The sequence below is a fragment of the Oxalobacter aliiformigenes genome, from assembly GCF_027116575.1.
Taxonomy (GTDB): domain Bacteria; phylum Pseudomonadota; class Gammaproteobacteria; order Burkholderiales; family Burkholderiaceae_D; genus Oxalobacter; species Oxalobacter aliiformigenes.
On the sequence record NZ_CP098252.1, the window covers coordinates 1,568,011 to 1,586,718 of the forward strand.

An 18,708-nucleotide genomic window follows, 5' to 3' on the forward strand; every position below is an offset into this window, starting at 1 on the left:
TCGTCAATCCTGAAAAAACGGCTCGGAAAACCTCTTTTTTGTTTCCGTACGATACAATCCACCAATATCTGCCCTGAAATCCACTATATGCCTGTAACGCCGTCAACGAACAGGACACGGAAAACGATGCAGAAAAAACGAAAGCGATCTATCCGACTATTTTTCTGCCTTTCACGTACTTTTTCCGGATACAGCGGTCATCTCCCAGATAAACCAGCCGCTCCAGCCTGCTTTCAGGTTCCAGTTCCGAGGGCGACGGCCACGCCGCATCATCCAGAACCAGTGCATCGAACTCGTAGTCCGTTTCAAAACTGCCGACCTTCCCGAAAAATGCTCCGCCGCCTTTGGTTGCCAAATAAAACGCCTCGGAAAAGGATAACGGTTTGATATCGGGATCCTGCAAGCGCCAGTGCATCTTGGACATCTGTATGGCATCGGAAATACCGCGGAAACCGGAAAGCGAAAATCCTCCCGCGATATCGCTGCCCAATCCCACTTTCAGTCCGTCCTGCAAACAGGATTTCGCGGGGGCGATACCGGAAGACAAATTGACGTTCGACTGGGGGCAATGTGCAATGAAAACTCCCCTTTTCCGGATCAGTTCTCTCTCTTCTCTGCCGGAATAGACGCAATGCGCCATGACCACCGGCCCGTTGCTCCCGAACAGGCCGAACCGGTCGTAGACATCTCCATAACATCCGCAATCGGGAAAAAGCGATTTCACCCACGCCACTTCTCCCGGACTTTCCGAAAGATGCGATTGCAAGGGCAATGCATATTTTTGTTGCAGTCTTCCCAGCGATGCCATCAACCTGCCGCTGCATACCGGTGCGAATCGTGGCGTCAGGATAGGGGAAACATTTTTGTACCGGCAAAGACTTTCCCTGATCCACCGTTCAGTTTCGGCAAGCGAACCATCCGTCGTTTCGCAATAACTCTCCGGACTGTTCATATCCATATTGACCTTGCCGACCATCGCAACCAGACCGGTTTCTTCCAGCAGCTGCATCAGCAAAAGTGTGGCATCGGCATGAATCGTCGCGAAAATGCAAGCCCGGGTCGTCGTGGACATTTGCAAATCCCTGACAAAAAGCCGGTAAGCCCTTTCGGCATAAACCGGATCGGCATAACGCGATTCTTCGGGAAAAGTGTGACTATCAAGCCAGTCCAGCAATTCCAGATCCATGCCCAGCCCGCGAAAGGCATATTGCGGCGCATGAAGATGCAGATCGGTCAGTCCCGGAACAATCAGACGACTTCCGCAATCCTCAACCGCCACATGGGCATATCTGTCCGGCAAACACGGAAATATTCCGGCAACACAGCCGTTTTCGCAAACCAGATAATGATCCGGAAAACATTCGAGACGGGACGGCTCCCGTGTATAAAGCAGATTCCCTTTCAGGACAAATGTTTCCAATCCCGGCACACTCTCCTCCCAATCCGGTTGTTACAAAAAACCATTATAAACGCAACACACCGGAAGAAGCGGCCGGGACCAATGCGCTATTTCATCTTCAGCGTCATGGCATTGATCGCTACGATAACCGTACTGACCGACATCAGTACGGCACCGACCGCCGGACTCAGGACAATGCCGGCCGGCGCCAGAATACCAGCTGCCAGAGGAATGGCGACGATATTGTACCCTGCACCCCACCAGAGATTCTGGACGATTTTTCTCGACGCGCTATTGGCCAGATTCAGGAAATGCACCGCATCATAAGGATCACTTCTGACCAGAATCACATCAGCCGAATCAATCGCCACATCAGTACCTGCACCGATCGCGATACCGATATCGGCCCTTGCCAGGGCCGGTGCATCGTTCACGCCGTCTCCCACCATCACGACCGGTCTGTTTCCATGCTGATACGACTCGATCACTTTTTCCTTGTCTTCCGGCAACAGACTGGCATGATAATCCGTGATACCGACCCGTTTGGCTACGGATCGTGCAAAACCTTCATTGTCGCCCGTCAGCATAACAGGCTCAATACCCATGTTTTTCAGCGCCTCAACCGTTTTTCTTGCATCCGGCTTGATTCCGTCACCCTCCGCAACCAGTCCGACGACCTGATCATCCGAAAGCAGATAACTGACGGAATTGCCCTGGTGCGACAATTCCCTGAATTCGTTCTCGCTGTAAGGCAAATGCCGGTCGTCCAGATACGATGCCGTCACGATACCGACTTGCCGGCCCTCTACCGTTCCTGACAATCCGACGCCTTCTATCGTTTTGACATCCGATGCTTCAGGCAATGTCAGATTCTTCTGGCGGGCACTGTCGAGAATACCGGCTGCCAGCGGATGACCGGATTCACTCTCCAGCGCAGCCATGACTTTCAGTACTTTTTCGTCACTCCAGCCTTGGGCCAGCGATTTGACTGTCGTCACAGTGAAATCGCCTTCCGTCAGGGTTCCCGTTTTGTCCATGGCCGCGACACGGATCGCTTTTGCCCGTTCAACAGCATGACGGTTCCGGATCAGGAGACCATTGCTGGCCGCCAATGAAGTTAAACGGGCGACAACCAGCGGAATTGCCAGTCCCAGTGCATGCGGACAGGCGATAATCAATACCGTAACCAGCCTTAAAAGCGCCGTATCGACATCACGTGTTATCCCGAACCAGACAAGAAACGCGGCAATCCCCGTTCCAAGAGCTACATAAAACAGCGCCCTGGCCACTTTATCCGACAGATTTTCCATTTCCGATTTTTCTTTCCGGGCATCACTGACCAGCTTCATCACCTGTGCCAGATAGCCCGATTCTCCTGTTCCGGTTACTTCAAGCGTCACTGTTCCGCTGCCATTGATCGAACCGCCGATTACCTTTTTTCCTGCAAAAACAGGTACCGCCTTGGCTTCACCGGTCACCATCGATTCGTTCACCGTCGAGCTCCCCGAGACGACCGTTCCGTCAGCCGGAATTTTTTCACCTGCCCTGACCATTACCCTGTCGCCGATTTCGAGATTACCGATGGCAACATCGACCGACTTGCCGTTCCCGCTGACCAGGTGTGCCGTTGAGGGAAGCAGTTCCGCCATTTTTTTCAGGGCATCCCCGGCATCCCCCACCGCCTTCATCTCGATCAAGTGTCCCAGCAGCATAATGAGAATCAGCGTAGCCAGTTCCCAGAAAAAATCCATATGGACAGCCGTCGTACGATCCAGCCTGTCCCAGACAAACGCAAACAGACTGTAAAACCAGGCCACTGAAATTCCCATGGAAACCAGTGTCATCATCGCCGGTTTCCGTTTCTTCAGTTCTGCGGTGGCACCATCGAAAAAAGGTTTCCCTCCGTAAAAAAACAGAAAAGTGGCCAAAGCCATGACGACCCAGTCCGATCCTGCGAAGACGATCCGGAAAGGAAAATGTATACCCATCATGGGAGAAAGCAGCAGGATGGGAACCGATACCACCAGACAAACCCAGAATTTCAGTTTCAGGTTCCCCATATGATCCATATGTTCCATGTGATCCATGCCGGCCATGTCGTGACCGCTCATCAGGGAACCCCGCAATTCCTGTCCATGCCCGTCATGTATCTTGCCTGCATGCCCGCCCGCTTCACTCACTGGTTTCTCCCGTCCGGAAGGGAAACCGTCCTCCCGTTCCTGCTGTTTTCTGTCTTCGTCCATATCGTTATCCCTATTCATGATCGTCTATCAAAAACGGGCCCTCTGACCATCCCTTGCATCGCCATGAGACGGCAATCCTGAAAACACCATAAGGACAATCCGAAATTATCCTTTTCCGGCTTCCCGTCCTTGCGACTCCGTCAAAAAAACGGCAAAAAACCATCGCACACAGACCATCTCGCAAAAAACACGGACATTGTCCGAATACGGCAAGCAGAGATCGGAAAAGCGTTGTATCCTTGGCATATCTGTCCCGATTAAAAATTTTTCCGTCACGGAACTTCTGCATGAAACTGTTCGATATCATCGGTCCGGTCATGATCGGTCCTTCCAGCTCCCATACGGCAGGTGCCGTCAAAATCGGGCTAGTCGCCCGCAAACTGCTGGGCGAAACACCAGTTAAGGCCAACATCAAACTGCATGGCTCGTTTGCCATGACCGGCGCCGGCCACGGTACAGACAGAGCCATTGTCGCCGGCCTTCTGGGAATCCGCCCGGACGACGAACGCATTCCGGACAGTTTCGATATTGCTCACAAAGAAGGATTTTCATTCGATATCGATACCACCCACATTCCCAATGCCCACCCGAACTCCACTTTGCTCACTCTGGAAGGCGATCATGGCAGAAAGCTGGAAATCGTCGCTTCGTCACTGGGGGGCGGCCGCATTCTGGTATCCCGGATCGACGGGATCACCACCAACTTTTCCGGGGATGAAAACACCCTGATCGTCCATACCCATTACGACCGTCCAGGACACGTCGCTCTGGTAACCGCGGCTCTGGCGAAACAGGGTATCAACATCGCCACGATGCAGTTATACCGGCGCTCAAAAGGCGGACAGGCCGTCATGGTGATCGAATGCGACGATCCCATTCCGCCCGAACTGGTGGAAAAACTCACGCGTATGGAAGGCATTCTCAAGGTCACCTACCTCAATCAGGAAAAGAAATAAAGAGGACATATGGCATTTCAGTCCGTCAAACAGTTGCTTGAACGCGCCGCTTCCGAAAACAGGCCATTATGGGAAACCATTCTGGAAGACGATATCCATTCCCAGAACCTCAAACGGGAAGACTCTTTGAATACCATGCGGTATTTCTGGGAAGCCATGAAAACATCGGTCGAAAACTATCATCCGGATGACCGTTCCAACAGCGGACTGGTCGGCGGAGACGGTGAAAAAGTCCGTCAGGCAAACCGGCGTGGAATTCTTTTCGGTGGAGATTTCTTCAATGAAGTCATTACGGAAGCCCTGAAAGTCAGCGAATGCAACGCCTGCATGAAACGGATTGTCGCCATGCCGACAGCCGGTTCCTGCGGCGTCATACCGGCCGTACTGGTCCCGCTGGTCAAGGAACGCGCCATATCCGATGAATCCGTCATCGAGGCATTGTATGTCGCTGCCGGATTCGGCCAAATCATCGCGACCCGTTCTTCCATTTCCGGAGCGGAAGGCGGTTGCCAGGCCGAAGTGGGAACGGCTTCCGCCATGGCCGCCGCAGCAGTGACCCACCTTGGGGGAGGAACCGGCCTGATGTGTTCCTATGCCTGCGCCATGGCTCTCTCCAATCTGATGGGACTTGTCTGCGACCCCATTGCAGGACTGGTGGAAATCCCCTGCGTCCAGCGCAACGTCATCGGTGCCATCAATGCACTTTCCTGCGCCAACATGGCATTGGCCGGCGTCGAACACAAGATTCCGGCAGATGAGGTGATCGACGCCATGCGCGCTGTCGGCGACTCCATGTCATCCGACCTGAAAGAAACGGCACGTGGCGGACTTGCCGGCACACCGACCGCCCGTATCATCGTCAGGGAACTGATCAGGAAAAACCAGTTTCACTCGGAACACTGAAACTTCCATCATCGGCAAAATGCTTCTCTCGGGATGTACGATCAAAAACCGTCTGTTTTCACGAACAGACTGTCGGGAAATATACCGTAATGAAACTGCCCGAAAGCCGGTACGAATGAAAACAGTCGTTTTCATTCGAAACAGATTGCCGGACAGTGTCCGTCATGTCGGCCACCCCATCCGTTCCCACGAGCCATCATATCCACCAAATCGCTCATCCTTTTCCGGATATGGAACGCCGAATCTTCGTTTCATGCACCTTGTAATATTGGCCATGAACCATCCCGTTTGCCAATATGTCAAAACCGGTTATGGATCATGAATCCGTTGACCGGACCGACCCCTTATTTTTCAAACCCGTATTCCAGTCATGCAAACACCAGCCAGCCGTACAACAATCAGGGAATGGTTGCCCCTGATTGCATTGACCTTTTCCGCTTTCATCTTCAATACATCGGAATTCATCCCTATCGGACTGCTTTCCGACATTGCCGCCGATTTCAGCATCAGCGAGGCGAAAGCCGGCATGCTGATTTCCATATATGCCTGGTTCGTGGCTCTTCTGTCGCTGCCGCTCATGCTGCTTGCATCAAAAATGGAATATCGCAAACTGCTGCTCTGGACGGTTTTTCTGTTTGCCGCCTGCCAGATACTGTCCGCTCTTGCACCGGGTTATTACGTCCTGATGGCATCAAGAATCGGTGTGGCCTGCACCCATGCCATATTCTGGTCAATCGCTTCCCCACTGGCCGTACGTATCGCACCGAAAGGCAAAATCACCACAGCACTGGGCATGATCGTCACCGGGACATCCATCGCCATGATCGCGGGACTCCCGTTGGGACGGATCATCGGCCTGTATCTCAGCTGGCGAATAACATTCGTCTGCATAGCCATCGCCGCTTTTCTCGTTTTCCTGCTACTGACCATCATTTTCCCGAAAGTCCCGAACGCCAACCCCTTCCCGCTGGCCGAACTGCCTTCCCTGCTTGAAAACAGGACACTTCTCGGTATTTACCTGTTCACAGCCCTTACGACAACGGCCCATTACACTGGATACAGCTACATCGAACCCTTTCTCGGACAAGTAGCAGGGCTGGGTGAAAACTGGATCACCTTCGTACTGGTCACTTTCGGGATTTCGGGAATCTTCGGCAGCTTTCTGTTTTCACGCTACTTCGGCAAATTTCCCCGGCTGTTCATCCCGATCACCTCGGCCGGACTGGCCGTTTTCATGTTGCTGTTGCGCGTATCCGCATACCATCTCTATACGGTCATTCTGCTCTGTTTTCTCTGGGGAATCGCCATCACGGAATTCAGCCTGGTCTTCCAGGCTGAAATAATCCGTTTCGCGCCTCGCGCCACAACCATCGCCATGTCCATCTTTTCAGGTATCTTCAATCTGGGCATCGGTACCGGAACCCTTGCGGGCGGTGGCGTTTGTACCTGGCTGTCCATTCCGTACATCGGCTATGCAGGAGGAGCAATCGCAATCATCGCGTTCATTTACTGCATCGCAAAACTGTTACCTCTCCTGAAAGCCGAACCATAACAGCCTGCCACCTGTTCGGTACCGCATGAATCCACGACACGCCGAAATGTCTCCGGCTGCTGCCGGCCTTTACAGGCAAGAAAACGCGCATTTCCATCAAAACCGTTTTCGTGCGACACAAACATGAGAGTCCCTGCCCTCCGTTTTCCATCGGATTACGTTCTGAATCTGCGGGGATTTTACTACCATGACCGGTTTGAAAAAACATTCGTACAAAAACCGGCATTTTACGTAAAAAAACCGTTACAGACTTCTGTCTGTAACGGTTTTTTCCGGATTCAGGTTTCGTGTCAGTAAACCGTTTCGCGCATCAATCGGGCACTTTTCACCATATTGTCCAACGCTTCGTACGTTTCCTTCCACTGACGGGTTTTCAGGCCACAGTCCGGATTGACCCACAAGCGATCAGCCGGAATGACACGGGCAGCCTGCTTGAGCAGTCCGACCATTTCGGCAACCGAAGGAACACGAGGCGAATGGATATCGTAAACACCCGGCCCAATTTCATTCGGATAACTGAAATCCTTGAACCCTTTCAACAGGGTCATATCGCCACGGCTGGCTTCCAGGGTAATCACATCGGCATCCAGACTCGCGATATCGGGCATGATATCGTTGAATTCGGCATAGCACATGTGCGTATGGATTTGCGTATCGTCTTCAACACCCGAGGAAGCGATCCGGAACGCACGACATGCCCAGTCCAGATATTCCCTCCAGTTCCGGCGACGCAACGGCAACCCTTCGCGCAATCCCGGTTCATCAATCTGGATAATGCCGATACCGGCCTTTTCAAGATCGGCCACTTCATCGCGGATTGCCAGAGCGATCTGGTCGGCGACAACAGACCGTTTTTCGTCATCACGCACAAAAGACCATTGCAAAATGGTAATCGGACCGGTCAGCATGGCCTTGACAGGCTTGTCTGTCAGACTCTGTGCAAATTTCGTCCACTCCACCGTCATGGCTTTCGGTCTGGAAACATCGCCGTAAATGACGGGAGGTTTCACACAACGTGAACCATAGGACTGGACCCAGCCATTGGCCGTCATTGCCATACCTTCCAGAAACTCGGAAAAATATTCGACCATGTCGTTACGTTCCGGTTCACCATGAACGAATACATCCAGCCCCAGTTTTTCCTGCTGTTCGATACAGTAGGCGATTTCATCCTGCATGGATTGCCGGTAATCGGCCTCACTCATGGCACCCCGCTTGAAAGCGGCCCGGGCCGAACGGATCTTTTGTGTTTGCGGGAAAGACCCGATCGTCGTCGTCGAGAAAGCCGGCAATCTGAAACGTTTTCTTTGCAATGCCTGACGAACGTCAAACGGTGATTTGCGACGATCGATTCCTTCTCCAAGCGCATCGACTCTCTTTGCAACCTGTGCATTGTGAACCCAGTCGCCTTTCCTCAGTTCGACCGTTCTGCGGGAACTTTCCAGTGCATCGGCGACAGCTGCGTCACCTTTTACCAGTGCATCTTTCAGCGCATGGATTTCTTCCAGTTTCTCGACAGCGAATGCCAGACACTGTTTCAGACGCAAATCCATCTTCGTTTCAGCATCCAGCGAGAACGGAACATGCAACAGGGAACAGCTCGGAGCCACCCACAGATTCTGGCGACCGGCCAACCCGGGTGATCTCAGAACAGCCAGTGCCTTGTCCAGATCCGCTTTCCAGATATTGCGTCCATCGATCACACCGACTGACAATATTCTGTCTGCCGGCCATTTGGTGGCGATTTCCTTCAGGTCTTCCGCCCCCCGTATAGCATCGACATGCAATCCGGCAACAGGCAACGAACAGACGGTATCGATATGTCCGGCAAGAGAGGAAAAATACGTCGTCAACAGCAGCTTGACCGGTTCACGGGACAGTTCCTGATAAACGTCCCGGAAAGCAGCCAGCCATTTGTCCTCGATATCCAGTCCCAGAACCGGTTCATCGATCTGGATCCATTCGACACCTTCCGCATGAAGGCATGAGAGAATCTGGCGATAAACCGGCAGCAGTTTCGGCAACAGGGACAGACGATCGAAGCCATCCGCTTTTTCACGGCCAAGATACAAAAAACTGACGGGTCCCAGCAAAACAGCCTTGACCGGATATCCCAAAGCCTTCGCTTCTTTCACCTCATCGAAAAGCCGTTCACTGGAAAGCGCAAAACAGGTTTCCGGGAAAAACTCCGGAACGATGTAGTGATAATTCGTATCGAACCATTTCGTCATGGACATGGCCTGCCCGGACTCGACCGTCAGACTGCCGCGTGCCATGGCAAAATAGCGTTCCAGTTCCGGCGTATCCTTCTTGAAACCGAAACGGGCCGGCTCGCACCCCAACAGCTGGATATGATTGAGCACATGATCGTAATAGGCAAAATCACCAACCGTCACCCAATCCTGCCCGGCCTTCTTTTGCAATGCCCAGTGAGCGGCCCTCAACTGTTTACCCATTTCGACCAGTTTTTCGAGATCCGGATTCGTATCGTCCGGTTCGGATGCACTTTTCCAGTACGTTTCAAGCGCCGATTTCAGTTCCCTTTGCGCCCCCATGCGCGGAAAACCCAGAATATGACTGCAAACCATGAATTCATTCCTTTCAAAACAAGTTTGAAAAATCATAGTCAGCCGTGTAACATAATTCAAATGAAAGTTTTTTCAATACATCATAAGATTTTCTAATGATAGACCTGAAACATCTCCGGACGCTGCTGGCCCTGCGCAAAACAGGGAACCTGACCAAAGCCGCCGATATGCTGCATCTGACCCAATCGGCCCTTTCCCAGCAAATACGTCTGCTGGAATCCGACTACGGACTGCTTTTCGAGCGCAAAACCGTTCCGTTGGCATTCACCATCGTCGGACAGCGTCTGCTGGAATTGGCCGACAGGATTTTTCCGGTCATTGAAGAAACCGAACGCGATCTCATCCGCCTCAAAGACGGAACGGCAGGTTCGCTCAGAATCGTCGTCGAATGCCATACCTGTTTCGACTGGCTGATGCCGACCATGGACATTTTCCGTTCACTCTGGCCAGAAGTGGAACTGGATATCCTGTCCGGTTTTCACGCCGATCCCGTCGGATTGCTTCATCAGAGACGTGCGGATCTGGCCATTGTTGGCACTCCGGAACCGGAATCCAATATCGTTTTCCGTCCGCTTTTCCATTTCGACATCGTGGCCCTGCTGGCAAACAGCCATCCCCTGACCAAAGAATCCTTCCTGCGTCCGGAACATTTCATCGATCAGACACTGATCACTTATCCCGTAGCGGATGAAATGCTCGACATCATGCAACAGGTATTGATACCCGCAAACATATCGCCTGAACGACGTACATCCGAACTGACCATCGCCATCCTCCAGCTGGTAGCCAGTGGACGCGGTATTGCGGCATTGCCGCTCTGGGCTGTCCAGAGCTATCTGGACAGACAATACGTTTCGTCCAGACCCATTACCGAAAAGGGTCTGAAAGGAAAACTTTACGCCGCCGTCTGTATGGAAATGGCTTCGAAAGCCTATATCAACGACTTCATCCGGTTGATCCGCGAAAAAAGTCTGTGTGAACTGCCCGGTATCCGTCTTCTGAACTGAAACCATTTCTCTCCGGCAATCGTCAGTCTTTTATTTATACTTTCCTGTAACTGTTTGTTTCCACGATGTAAATCCGTTCGGGAACGCTGCGTCATTGCCCTGTGTCAACATTCATATAATCAAAAAACAAGTATTTATATAACATAAACATATAGTTATAATTATTGACCTCTAAAACAGTGACTGATAATGTTACTTCCTGTAAACAGATTTATTGGTAAACAGAAACATCTGTTACAGATCCAGGGTATTTCCGGTCGCTTCTATCCTGTGTTATCTGAACAGTCGCTTGCCTGAGTACCAATATCTTCTCCTGTCTTTTTGAGCATCAAAAGGACATTCTTTTGCAACTCCTTCTTCTCCTGATACGAAACAATGTCCAAAGAGAACAAAAAGGGAAAATCTGTTCTGGATGCCCTTCCTTCCATCACGATGGTCGAACCTTCCGAACCCGAAATCACTTCTATCCGCAAAACAGCGAGAACAGCAAAAAACACCAGAAACAGAAAAAAAGGCCCGAAGGAAACCGTTGAACTGTCTCCCGACCAGCAGGAACTGGTCGACATCAGAAAAAAACTCGGCCTGCGACATCAGGATTACGCCATCATGCTCGGAATAGGACTGCCCCGTCTGTCTTCCTATACTTATGGACGCACCGCATCCGTTCCCGACGAAGTCATGAAAACAGCCCGCCAGTTACTGGCAGAAAACGGTGAATCTTCCCGCAAGCTGCAGGAAAAATTCGAAAGACCCATGTCGGAGATCATCGCTGAATGGGAAACACGTCTCGGTACGACATCCGATGCCGAAATAGCCGGTCTGATCGGCGTGGTGACCATGACAATCAACCGCTGGCGCAAAAACGAAACCAAACCGGATCTCTCCGCCCTGAACCGGTATGACCGGATCGTCAACCTGATCGCCAGCAACATCAGACAGCATACCGGACAATAAAACATCGCTTCATGAAAATGGCCCCTTTCAATTGATTTGATCGGAGCCGTTTTCGCAATCATGCAGTAAAAATGGTAAAGTTGTGCAACAGAGAATTCAGCCCCGTTTCCGAATCGAAACGGCTTTTCCACTCTTACAGGCAGACTGAAACCATGAAGAGCAATTTTCCTTCCAATCTGAATGATTTCGATTTTTCCATGATGCCCCCTTCCATACTGGGGCATCTGAATTTCCGGTTCCGCGATCCCGACCAGCCTCCGCTCCCACCCGGTACCCATTCACTGAACGTCTTGCTGGAATTGCCCGGCGAACGCGACACCCTTCTGATCGTTCCGGAAGGACTGGACACGACTGCTCCCGTCAAATTGCTGGTCATGTTTCACGGTGCCGGCGGAAGTGCGGAAAAAGTCATGCCTTTCTTTAAGGAACATGCGGAAAAAAACAAGTTTCTCCTGATGATTCCGCAATCGACATACATAACATGGGATTTGACGATCGGAGGGAACGGCCCCGACCTCGAAAGACTCGACAGAGCTCTCGATAAGGTCAATTCCCATTTCAACCTTGACAGGAACCATTTCGGATTTTGCGGATTTTCCGACGGCGCCAGTTATTCTCTCTCGATCGGCCTGTCCAATGGCGAAACCGTTTCCCATGTTATCGCACTCTCGGGCGGATTCATGAACCTGTACGTTCCACGCGGACGGCCTCTCGTTTTCATCGCACACAGTCCCGAAGATGAACAACTTCCGATGGACACCAGCGGATTGCACCATTACAAGGAACTGAAAAAAGCCGGTTACGATATCGAATTCATGGAATTTCACGGCCGGCACCTCATTCATCCCCATGTCGTTGACAAGGCCATGAAATTCTATCTGGACCGCAGTCCCGGCAGACCCCAGTCATAAAAACCTCCCTTTCCGGCCAGATCCGGCAATCGGAAAGGGGGCTGTTCCCTGCAGGGATACGCCGGTTCAATACCCGTGTTTTTTGACAACTTGGCAGTTTTGGCAGTTCATGGCAGTATATTCCGGTAAGTTACAAGAAAAACTGCCATGTCTTTTACCGAACTGACTTCCTTTTTGCAGGCGCAAACGGAACCACATGTCCTTTTCGATACCCAATACCGGATCATCGCCGTCAACCAGGCATTCCGGAAATACTGCAACCCCGGGGATTCCGTCATCGGACGTCCCTGTTACGAGGTATCGCACAATTACGACATGCCTTGCGACCGCTCCGGCGAAACCTGTCCTCTTGCGAAAAGCCGGCGTTCCGGAAAACCGGAACGGGTTCTCCACATGCACCACACGCCGAACGGAGAAGAATACGTCAGTATCGAATTGACTCCCATCAAAAACCTGTCCGGAGAAATCACCTGTTATGTCGAAAAAATCGAACCGGTCAAAATGGCGAAAGGCCTTACCGAGAGAAACAGCTTGCAGGGACAGTCACCTACCTTCAGGAAAATGATGGAGCTGGTCGGCAAGGCCGCTTCAGCCGATATAAACATCCTGCTTTGCGGGGAATCGGGAACCGGCAAGGAACTTGTTGCACAGGCCATCCACCGTGCCGGGAAACGGGCTGCCAGACCATTCATTGTCGTCGATTGCTCGGGCATTGCCGAATCTCATTTCGAAAGCGAACTGTTCGGGCAGGAACGGGGAACACACCCAAAAACCGGTTCCGGAAAAAAGGGACTGGTCGATGCGGCAGATGGAGGAACCCTCTTTCTGGACGAAGTCGGTGATCTTCCGCTCTCGATCCAGTCGAAACTGCTACGTCTTCTCGAAACCGGTGCATACCGGCGTTCTGGCTCCGCCGACCTGCGACGGGCAGATATCCGCATCATTTCGGCAACCAGCCACAATCTTCTGAAGAAAGCCGGAGACGGCCTGTTCAGAAAAGACCTCTATTACAGGCTTGATATTTTTCCCATATATGTCCCGGCATTAAGAGACAGGCTGGAAGATATTCCGCTTCTGATCGCCTCCCTTCTGGAAATCATGGCCCCGGGAAGGAATCTGACTGTTTCCGACGAAGCGATGTATCTCCTGCAAACCTATCGATACCCGGGAAACGTCCGGGAATTGCGCAACTTTCTCGAACGTGCCTGTCTTCTGTGTGAAAGTTGTGAAATCCGTCCCGAACACTTGCTGATCCCCGAACCGGAAGACGGCGACGCCCCGCCACCATTAGCGGTATCTCCGAAAGCACGATTAAAACAACTTTTACCGGCATTCAGCGGAAAACGCAAGGCCCTTGCGAAAATGCTGGGAATCAGTGAACGCACGCTATACCGACACCTCTCCGAACTGCAGGAAAAAGAGAACCGTTAAAACGGGCCAAACCCACTAAACCTCTCAAACGCTCTTGATTTAAATGGCTTATCGAGTAAAATATAAGGGCTATACATAAAGCTTGCTTCATTTTGAGATGTTATGCGAAGTGTTAGCAATCCCAAGTTAGTACCTTCAGCCCGTTGTGGGTGAAGTTTTTCTTTCTGGGCAGCTCCTGTCAGGGAAATGGCCACAGAGAATAAAAACCAAAAGTTGTACCAACGACAAGGAAATGAGAAATTATGACTAAACCATTAGATGGAATTAACGTGCTTGACTTTACCCACGTCCAAGCAGGTCCTGCCTGTACGCAGATGATGGGTTTCTTGGGCGCGAACGTCATCAAGATCGAACGTCGCGGTTCCGGTGACATGACTCGTGGATGGCTGAGAGACAAACCGGGTGTTGACTCCCTGTACTTCACGATGTTCAACTGTAACAAACGTTCGATCGAACTGGACATGAAAACTCCGGAAGGCAAGGCTCTTCTGGAAGACATGATCAAACGTTCCGACGTTATGGTCGAAAACTTCGGACCGGGCGCACTGGATCGTATGGGCTTTACCTGGGAACGTATCCAGGAACTGAACCCGAGAGTCATTCTGGCTTCCGTCAAGGGTTACGCAGAAGGCCATGCAAACGAACACCTGAAAGTTTATGAAAACGTTGCACAGTGCTCCGGTGGCGCTGCTGCCACCACCGGTTTCTGGGATGGTCCTCCGACCGTTTCCGGCGCCGCTCTGGGCGACTCCAACTCCGGTATGCATCTGTTGATCGGTATTCTGGCCGCTCTGGAAATGCGTCACAAAACCGGCCGTGGTCAGAAAGTTGCCGTCGCTATGCAGGACGCCGTTCTGAATCTGGTCCGTATCAAACTGCGTGACCAGCAGCGTCTGGAAAGAACCGGCATTCTGGCTGAATACCCACAGGCTCAGCCTAACTTCGCTTTCGACAGAGACGGCAATCCTCTGTCTTTCGAAAACATCCATTCCGTACCACGTGGCGGTAACGCAGGTGGCGGCGGCCAGCCAGGCTGGATGCTGAAATGTAAAGGTTGGGAAACCGATGCGGACTCCTACGTTTACTTCACCATCGCTGCCAACATGTGGCCTCAGATCTGCGACATGATCGACAAGCCTGAATGGAAAGATGATCCTAACTACAACACCTTCGAAGGCCGTGTTGACAAGCTGATGGACATCTTCTCCTTCATCGAAACCAAGTTCGCAGACAAGGATAAATTCGAAGTAACCGAATGGGCTGCACAGTACGGTATTCCATGCGGTCCGGTCATGTCCATGAAGGAACTGGCTCATGATCCATCCCTGCGTAAAGTTGGTACCGTTGTTGAAGTTACCGACGAAGTTCGTGGTAACCACCTGACCGTTGGCGCACCGTTCAAGTTCTCCGGATTCAAACCGGAAATCACCCGTGCTCCACTGTTGGGCGAACACACCGACGAAATCCTGAAAGAACTTGGCTGCGATGACGCCAAGATCAAGGAACTGCACGAAAAACAGGTTGTTTAATCAGCCGTCTGCTGCAAAAAATGGCGCTCTTTCGAGCGCCATTTTTATTGTAACCATCAGTTCTGTAACCCGGTCAGTCATCCTGTCTCCGGTTAACCGGAATCCATTCGAAATACATTCCTGTTTCATCTCCCTTTCTTTTTTCCCACTGTTTTACTGACTGGATACTTGCCAGGCAAAACATTCCAGTAACTGCCAAATAACTGCCAAATAATGTCATTTTTACATATTCTGACATGATACAGGAATTCCTAATATGACACGATTCACTGCAAAAATTATGTAACCATTTGATTTAAAACGTAATTTCATTTTCAAAATAATCATTGTGGATATTGATCTTTCATGGATAAAATGACGTATCAAATCGTTATGACTTTACTTTAACGGAATAACAATCATGTCCAATGAAACAACAGAACAGCAATGTGGATGCGGCCAACAGCTTTCCAGCATCACCCTTCTTGTAGACAACAAGGCGGGAAAAGGGTTGGAATGTGTACATGGGTTTGCCGCATGGATAAAAGTGCGTGACCGCCGTATTCTTTTCGATACCGGTCAAAAAGGAGTGATACTGAAAAACGCCGAGCGTCTCGGCATCAATCTGGCAGAGGCTGAAGTACTTGTCCTGAGTCATGGCCATGACGACCACACCGATAACCTCGCCGATTTTTATGCATTGAATCCCAATGCTCCCATGTACTGTGGAGAAAACATCGATGCAGATCGCTTTTGCTGTCGTCCGGGAGAACAGGCACTGAATTGGTCCCCTCCTCCGAGTGCCAAAAAAATCTTCGATTCCCTTCCACCGGATCAAAAACACACCTTGAAGAAACCGCATTATTTACTGCCGGGTGTGGCGATAACCGGACCGGTTCCCCGTCTGACCACTTTCGAAGATGTCGGAGATGCGCTTTTCCTGGATATTGAGGGTCGCAAGCCAGATCCTGTTTCCGATGATATGTCAATGTGGTTCGAGACCGATAAAGGCCTTGTTATCCTGTTGGGATGCTGCCATTCCGGTATTGTCAATACCGTCAATTACATCCGTAAAGTCAGCGGAATCGAAAAAGTCTCCGGTATTGTCGGTGGCATGCATCTGATTAGGGCTTCCAGGGAACGCATGGAAAAAACGCTGGAAGCCATGAAGAGCTGGAATATGGACTTCCTGATCCCCTGTCACTGCACGGGCGACAATGCCATGCAGCAGATGAAAGATTATCTCGGTGATATTGTCACTTTCGGCTGTACCGGTACAATCATCGAACTGGGCAATCTCCCCGAAAAACAGGAAGGTGATTTTTCAATGTGCAAGGAACATGCCTGCGGATGTGGGTGTGCCTGATATCCCGTAACGGGTTACGGGTTTTACGGGAAGTTCTGTACCGATGGCAAGCTGAACGTTTTACACTTACTTATTTTCAGGAACGATTTCAGACGATGACCACCGAATAAAAACGCCGAATCCTTGTCGCGGCCGATTTATATCCGGTGCAGTAACTCTCCCGGCAAAAAAGCCAGCAAAATGCTGGCTTTTTTGCACCTTAGCATCCCTTCCGGAATCGACAGCCTATCTTCGTCCCCGGAATACGGCACACTGATGAAACGCCTCAAGCGAAACCGGTTCATCGCAACTGTTACACAAACGGCTTGTCAATTTCAAAAGTTCCTTGATATCCCGTCCGGTAGAATTCGGAAAATCCCGTACCAAATCGTCAACAAGTTCATCCGACAATCTGACCTGAAACTGTTCAGACAAGGATTTCCATAACCGGACGGCATCCTCCTTGGGAGGTATTTCATAACGGATCACCGCAATACAGCGTGAAAGAATCGCATCATCCACATCATCGACCCGGTTTGTCGTCATGAACAGCAAACCGTCGAAATATTCCAGCGTCCGCAGAAATTCCGCCACGATGGCATTATGCTGCAAATCATTGTCACGACGGCGAATATAGACATCCGCCTCATCTATCAAGAGTATCGAATCCCAACGGGCCGCTCTCCGCAAAATGGAGGAAAGCGCGGATTCGACACTTTCAGCCGATGTCCCCAACTGTCCCGAATGGACACGATACAAAGGCTTTCCGACAACTTCCGAATAAACTTCTGCCGTCAGCGTTTTACCCAGACCGGCAGCCCCCATGCACAGGATAGTTGTCCCTCCCGATTTGCCCTCAATAATATCGTCCATCAGAATATCCGAATGAGCAGTGAGGATATCGATCAGCTTCCGGTGTTCCTTGGGCAGAATCAACTTGTTTTTCAGCTCGGGCCGGTACTGGTATTCCTCCAGATTCTGTACATGTATCCAGCAATTCTGATGCAGATCCAGATGGAACATATGGATATAGCAATGAATCGGAATTTCTCCGGATGTCATATTGACAAGAGTTCTTCTGTTGGAGTGCGTCTCAATACGTCGTTCGATGATTTCCTCATCATTGACGCATTTCACCGAAGTTCCCGCCGAAATCCTGAAATATTCCAGATTTTTTTGCAGTCGTGTTTCCCCTTCGGTAATCAGAAAACCGGAATTTCTTGCAAGAAACTGCTTTCCGTAAAACGGCTGATAATTCGAAAAATCACGTTTATGTTTCTCGTATTCTTCCTTGAATTCAGGGCATTCCTTGTAATACCCCTTTCTGGCAAGCAATTCGGGAATGGAAAACGTTCCCATTTCTCGTTGATAAAACAGAATGGCACTGGTCATGCCCGCCCGCCACTGATCCGGTGCTGCATCATCAACATGCGTTGTGGCAGCAATTGTATTGGCCAGCAATTGAATGCACACATAAGGCATTCCGGGAATTCCGTCTTCTCTCGGAACATATTCTATACTTTCGATCAGCCAGGGCAACAGAACGCCATCCTTATTACGACGATACAACCAGCCATCAATGGCATTGACAGACAAATATCCCTCCAAAGCGGTAATCAGCATTTCAATGGAGGGAACAGCTGGGGCAAGAACTTTTTCCCTTTCAACATTGTTTCTTGCAACAAGCTGAAAATACAGGGATTTGTCATTCGTTTTTTTTGCAATATTCCACAACTGTTCCAGTGAATCATCATCAAATATATGATCCGGTACTAGAATACGGCCATTTGTCAGGCCATGCGATGAAAGACGTTTCGCCAGTTTCGTTTCCTTGCCTACATGGGCAAGCAAGTCATTTATCTGAGAAATAGAAAGATCAAATTCCATATTATTTACCAATCTAAACCATAA

The 18,708-nt window shown here is 50.7% G+C and carries 13 protein-coding genes; 9 read left to right on the plus strand and 4 right to left on the minus strand.

What is annotated here, in order from left to right; all coding sequences use genetic code 11:
- Window positions 1-148: 148 nt before the first annotated feature.
- Together NB647_RS07320 and NB647_RS07325 are read right to left on the minus strand one after the other, a co-directional pair.
- Complete coding sequence (locus tag NB647_RS07320) at window positions 149-1,429, minus strand: amidohydrolase family protein (protein WP_269282666.1); 1,281 nt, start codon at window positions 1,427-1,429, stop codon at window positions 149-151.
- A 77-nt stretch (window positions 1,430-1,506) separates the two neighbouring features.
- Entirely contained in the window at window positions 1,507-3,660 is a 2,154-nt protein-coding gene (locus NB647_RS07325; protein ID WP_269282668.1) for a copper-translocating P-type ATPase, read from the minus strand.
- A 269-nt stretch (window positions 3,661-3,929) separates the two neighbouring features.
- Here NB647_RS07325 and sdaAB point away from each other — a divergent pair, with 269 nt between their 5' ends.
- The 3 genes from sdaAB (at window position 3,930) to NB647_RS07340 (ending at window position 7,053) form a co-directional block, all read left to right on the plus strand.
- The gene (sdaAB, locus tag NB647_RS07330) at window positions 3,930-4,598 is read left to right on the plus strand and encodes an L-serine ammonia-lyase, iron-sulfur-dependent subunit beta (protein ID WP_269282670.1); all 669 of its coding nucleotides are present in this window, start codon (window positions 3,930-3,932) and stop codon (window positions 4,596-4,598) included.
- 9 nt (window positions 4,599-4,607) lie between these two features.
- Window positions 4,608-5,501: an L-serine ammonia-lyase, iron-sulfur-dependent, subunit alpha gene (gene sdaAA, locus NB647_RS07335; protein ID WP_269282672.1), complete on the plus strand. Its 894-nt coding sequence runs from the start codon at window positions 4,608-4,610 to the stop codon at window positions 5,499-5,501.
- A 370-nt stretch (window positions 5,502-5,871) separates the two neighbouring features.
- Complete coding sequence (locus tag NB647_RS07340; protein ID WP_269282674.1) at window positions 5,872-7,053, plus strand: sugar transporter; 1,182 nt, start codon at window positions 5,872-5,874, stop codon at window positions 7,051-7,053.
- 290 nt (window positions 7,054-7,343) lie between these two features.
- On the opposite strand, the gene metE is transcribed toward NB647_RS07340, so the two are convergent.
- A complete protein-coding gene (gene metE, locus NB647_RS07345) occupies window positions 7,344-9,641 on the minus strand; it encodes a 5-methyltetrahydropteroyltriglutamate--homocysteine S-methyltransferase (RefSeq protein WP_269282677.1) in 2,298 nt (765 codons plus the stop codon).
- 95 nt (window positions 9,642-9,736) lie between these two features.
- On the opposite strand from metE, the gene NB647_RS07350 reads away from it, so the two are divergent.
- The 6 genes from NB647_RS07350 (at window position 9,737) to NB647_RS07375 (ending at window position 16,818) form a co-directional block, all read left to right on the plus strand.
- The gene (locus NB647_RS07350) at window positions 9,737-10,648 is read left to right on the plus strand and encodes a LysR family transcriptional regulator (protein WP_269263954.1); all 912 of its coding nucleotides are present in this window, start codon (window positions 9,737-9,739) and stop codon (window positions 10,646-10,648) included.
- Between the two features lie 375 nt (window positions 10,649-11,023).
- Window positions 11,024-11,602 (plus strand): hypothetical protein, encoded by a 579-nt coding sequence (locus NB647_RS07355; protein ID WP_269278512.1) that lies wholly within the window; start codon window positions 11,024-11,026, stop codon window positions 11,600-11,602.
- A 197-nt stretch (window positions 11,603-11,799) separates the two neighbouring features.
- A complete protein-coding gene (locus NB647_RS07360) occupies window positions 11,800-12,513 on the plus strand; it encodes an alpha/beta hydrolase (RefSeq protein ID WP_269278662.1) in 714 nt (237 codons plus the stop codon).
- Between the two features lie 147 nt (window positions 12,514-12,660).
- Window positions 12,661-13,944: a sigma-54 interaction domain-containing protein gene (locus tag NB647_RS07365; RefSeq protein WP_269282680.1), complete on the plus strand. Its 1,284-nt coding sequence runs from the start codon at window positions 12,661-12,663 to the stop codon at window positions 13,942-13,944.
- A gap of 242 nt (window positions 13,945-14,186) precedes the next feature.
- Complete coding sequence (gene frc, locus NB647_RS07370) at window positions 14,187-15,473, plus strand: formyl-CoA transferase (protein WP_269282682.1); 1,287 nt, start codon at window positions 14,187-14,189, stop codon at window positions 15,471-15,473.
- A gap of 400 nt (window positions 15,474-15,873) precedes the next feature.
- Window positions 15,874-16,818 (plus strand): MBL fold metallo-hydrolase, encoded by a 945-nt coding sequence (locus NB647_RS07375; protein ID WP_269282684.1) that lies wholly within the window; start codon window positions 15,874-15,876, stop codon window positions 16,816-16,818.
- A gap of 225 nt (window positions 16,819-17,043) precedes the next feature.
- Here the strand turns inward: NB647_RS07375 and NB647_RS07380 are convergent, their stop codons facing one another.
- A complete protein-coding gene (locus NB647_RS07380) occupies window positions 17,044-18,684 on the minus strand; it encodes an AAA family ATPase (RefSeq protein WP_269282686.1) in 1,641 nt (546 codons plus the stop codon).
- Between the last annotated feature and the right edge of the window lie 24 nt (window positions 18,685-18,708).

Coding starts and splice junctions, on each gene's coding strand:
- sdaAB (WP_269282670.1), top strand. CDS start 3,930: ATGAAACTGTTCGATATCATCGGTCCGGTCATGATCGGTCCTTCCAGC.
- frc (WP_269282682.1), top strand. CDS start 14,187: ATGACTAAACCATTAGATGGAATTAACGTGCTTGACTTTACCCACGTC.
- metE (WP_269282677.1), bottom strand. CDS start 9,641: ATGGTTTGCAGTCATATTCTGGGTTTTCCGCGCATGGGGGCGCAAAGG.
- NB647_RS07380 (WP_269282686.1), bottom strand. CDS start 18,684: ATGGAATTTGATCTTTCTATTTCTCAGATAAATGACTTGCTTGCCCAT.
- NB647_RS07365 (WP_269282680.1), top strand. CDS start 12,661: ATGTCTTTTACCGAACTGACTTCCTTTTTGCAGGCGCAAACGGAACCA.
- NB647_RS07355 (WP_269278512.1), top strand. CDS start 11,024: ATGTCCAAAGAGAACAAAAAGGGAAAATCTGTTCTGGATGCCCTTCCT.
- NB647_RS07325 (WP_269282668.1), bottom strand. CDS start 3,660: ATGAATAGGGATAACGATATGGACGAAGACAGAAAACAGCAGGAACGG.
- NB647_RS07340 (WP_269282674.1), top strand. CDS start 5,872: ATGCAAACACCAGCCAGCCGTACAACAATCAGGGAATGGTTGCCCCTG.
- NB647_RS07360 (WP_269278662.1), top strand. CDS start 11,800: ATGATGCCCCCTTCCATACTGGGGCATCTGAATTTCCGGTTCCGCGAT.
- NB647_RS07375 (WP_269282684.1), top strand. CDS start 15,874: ATGTCCAATGAAACAACAGAACAGCAATGTGGATGCGGCCAACAGCTT.
- NB647_RS07350 (WP_269263954.1), top strand. CDS start 9,737: ATGATAGACCTGAAACATCTCCGGACGCTGCTGGCCCTGCGCAAAACA.
- sdaAA (WP_269282672.1), top strand. CDS start 4,608: ATGGCATTTCAGTCCGTCAAACAGTTGCTTGAACGCGCCGCTTCCGAA.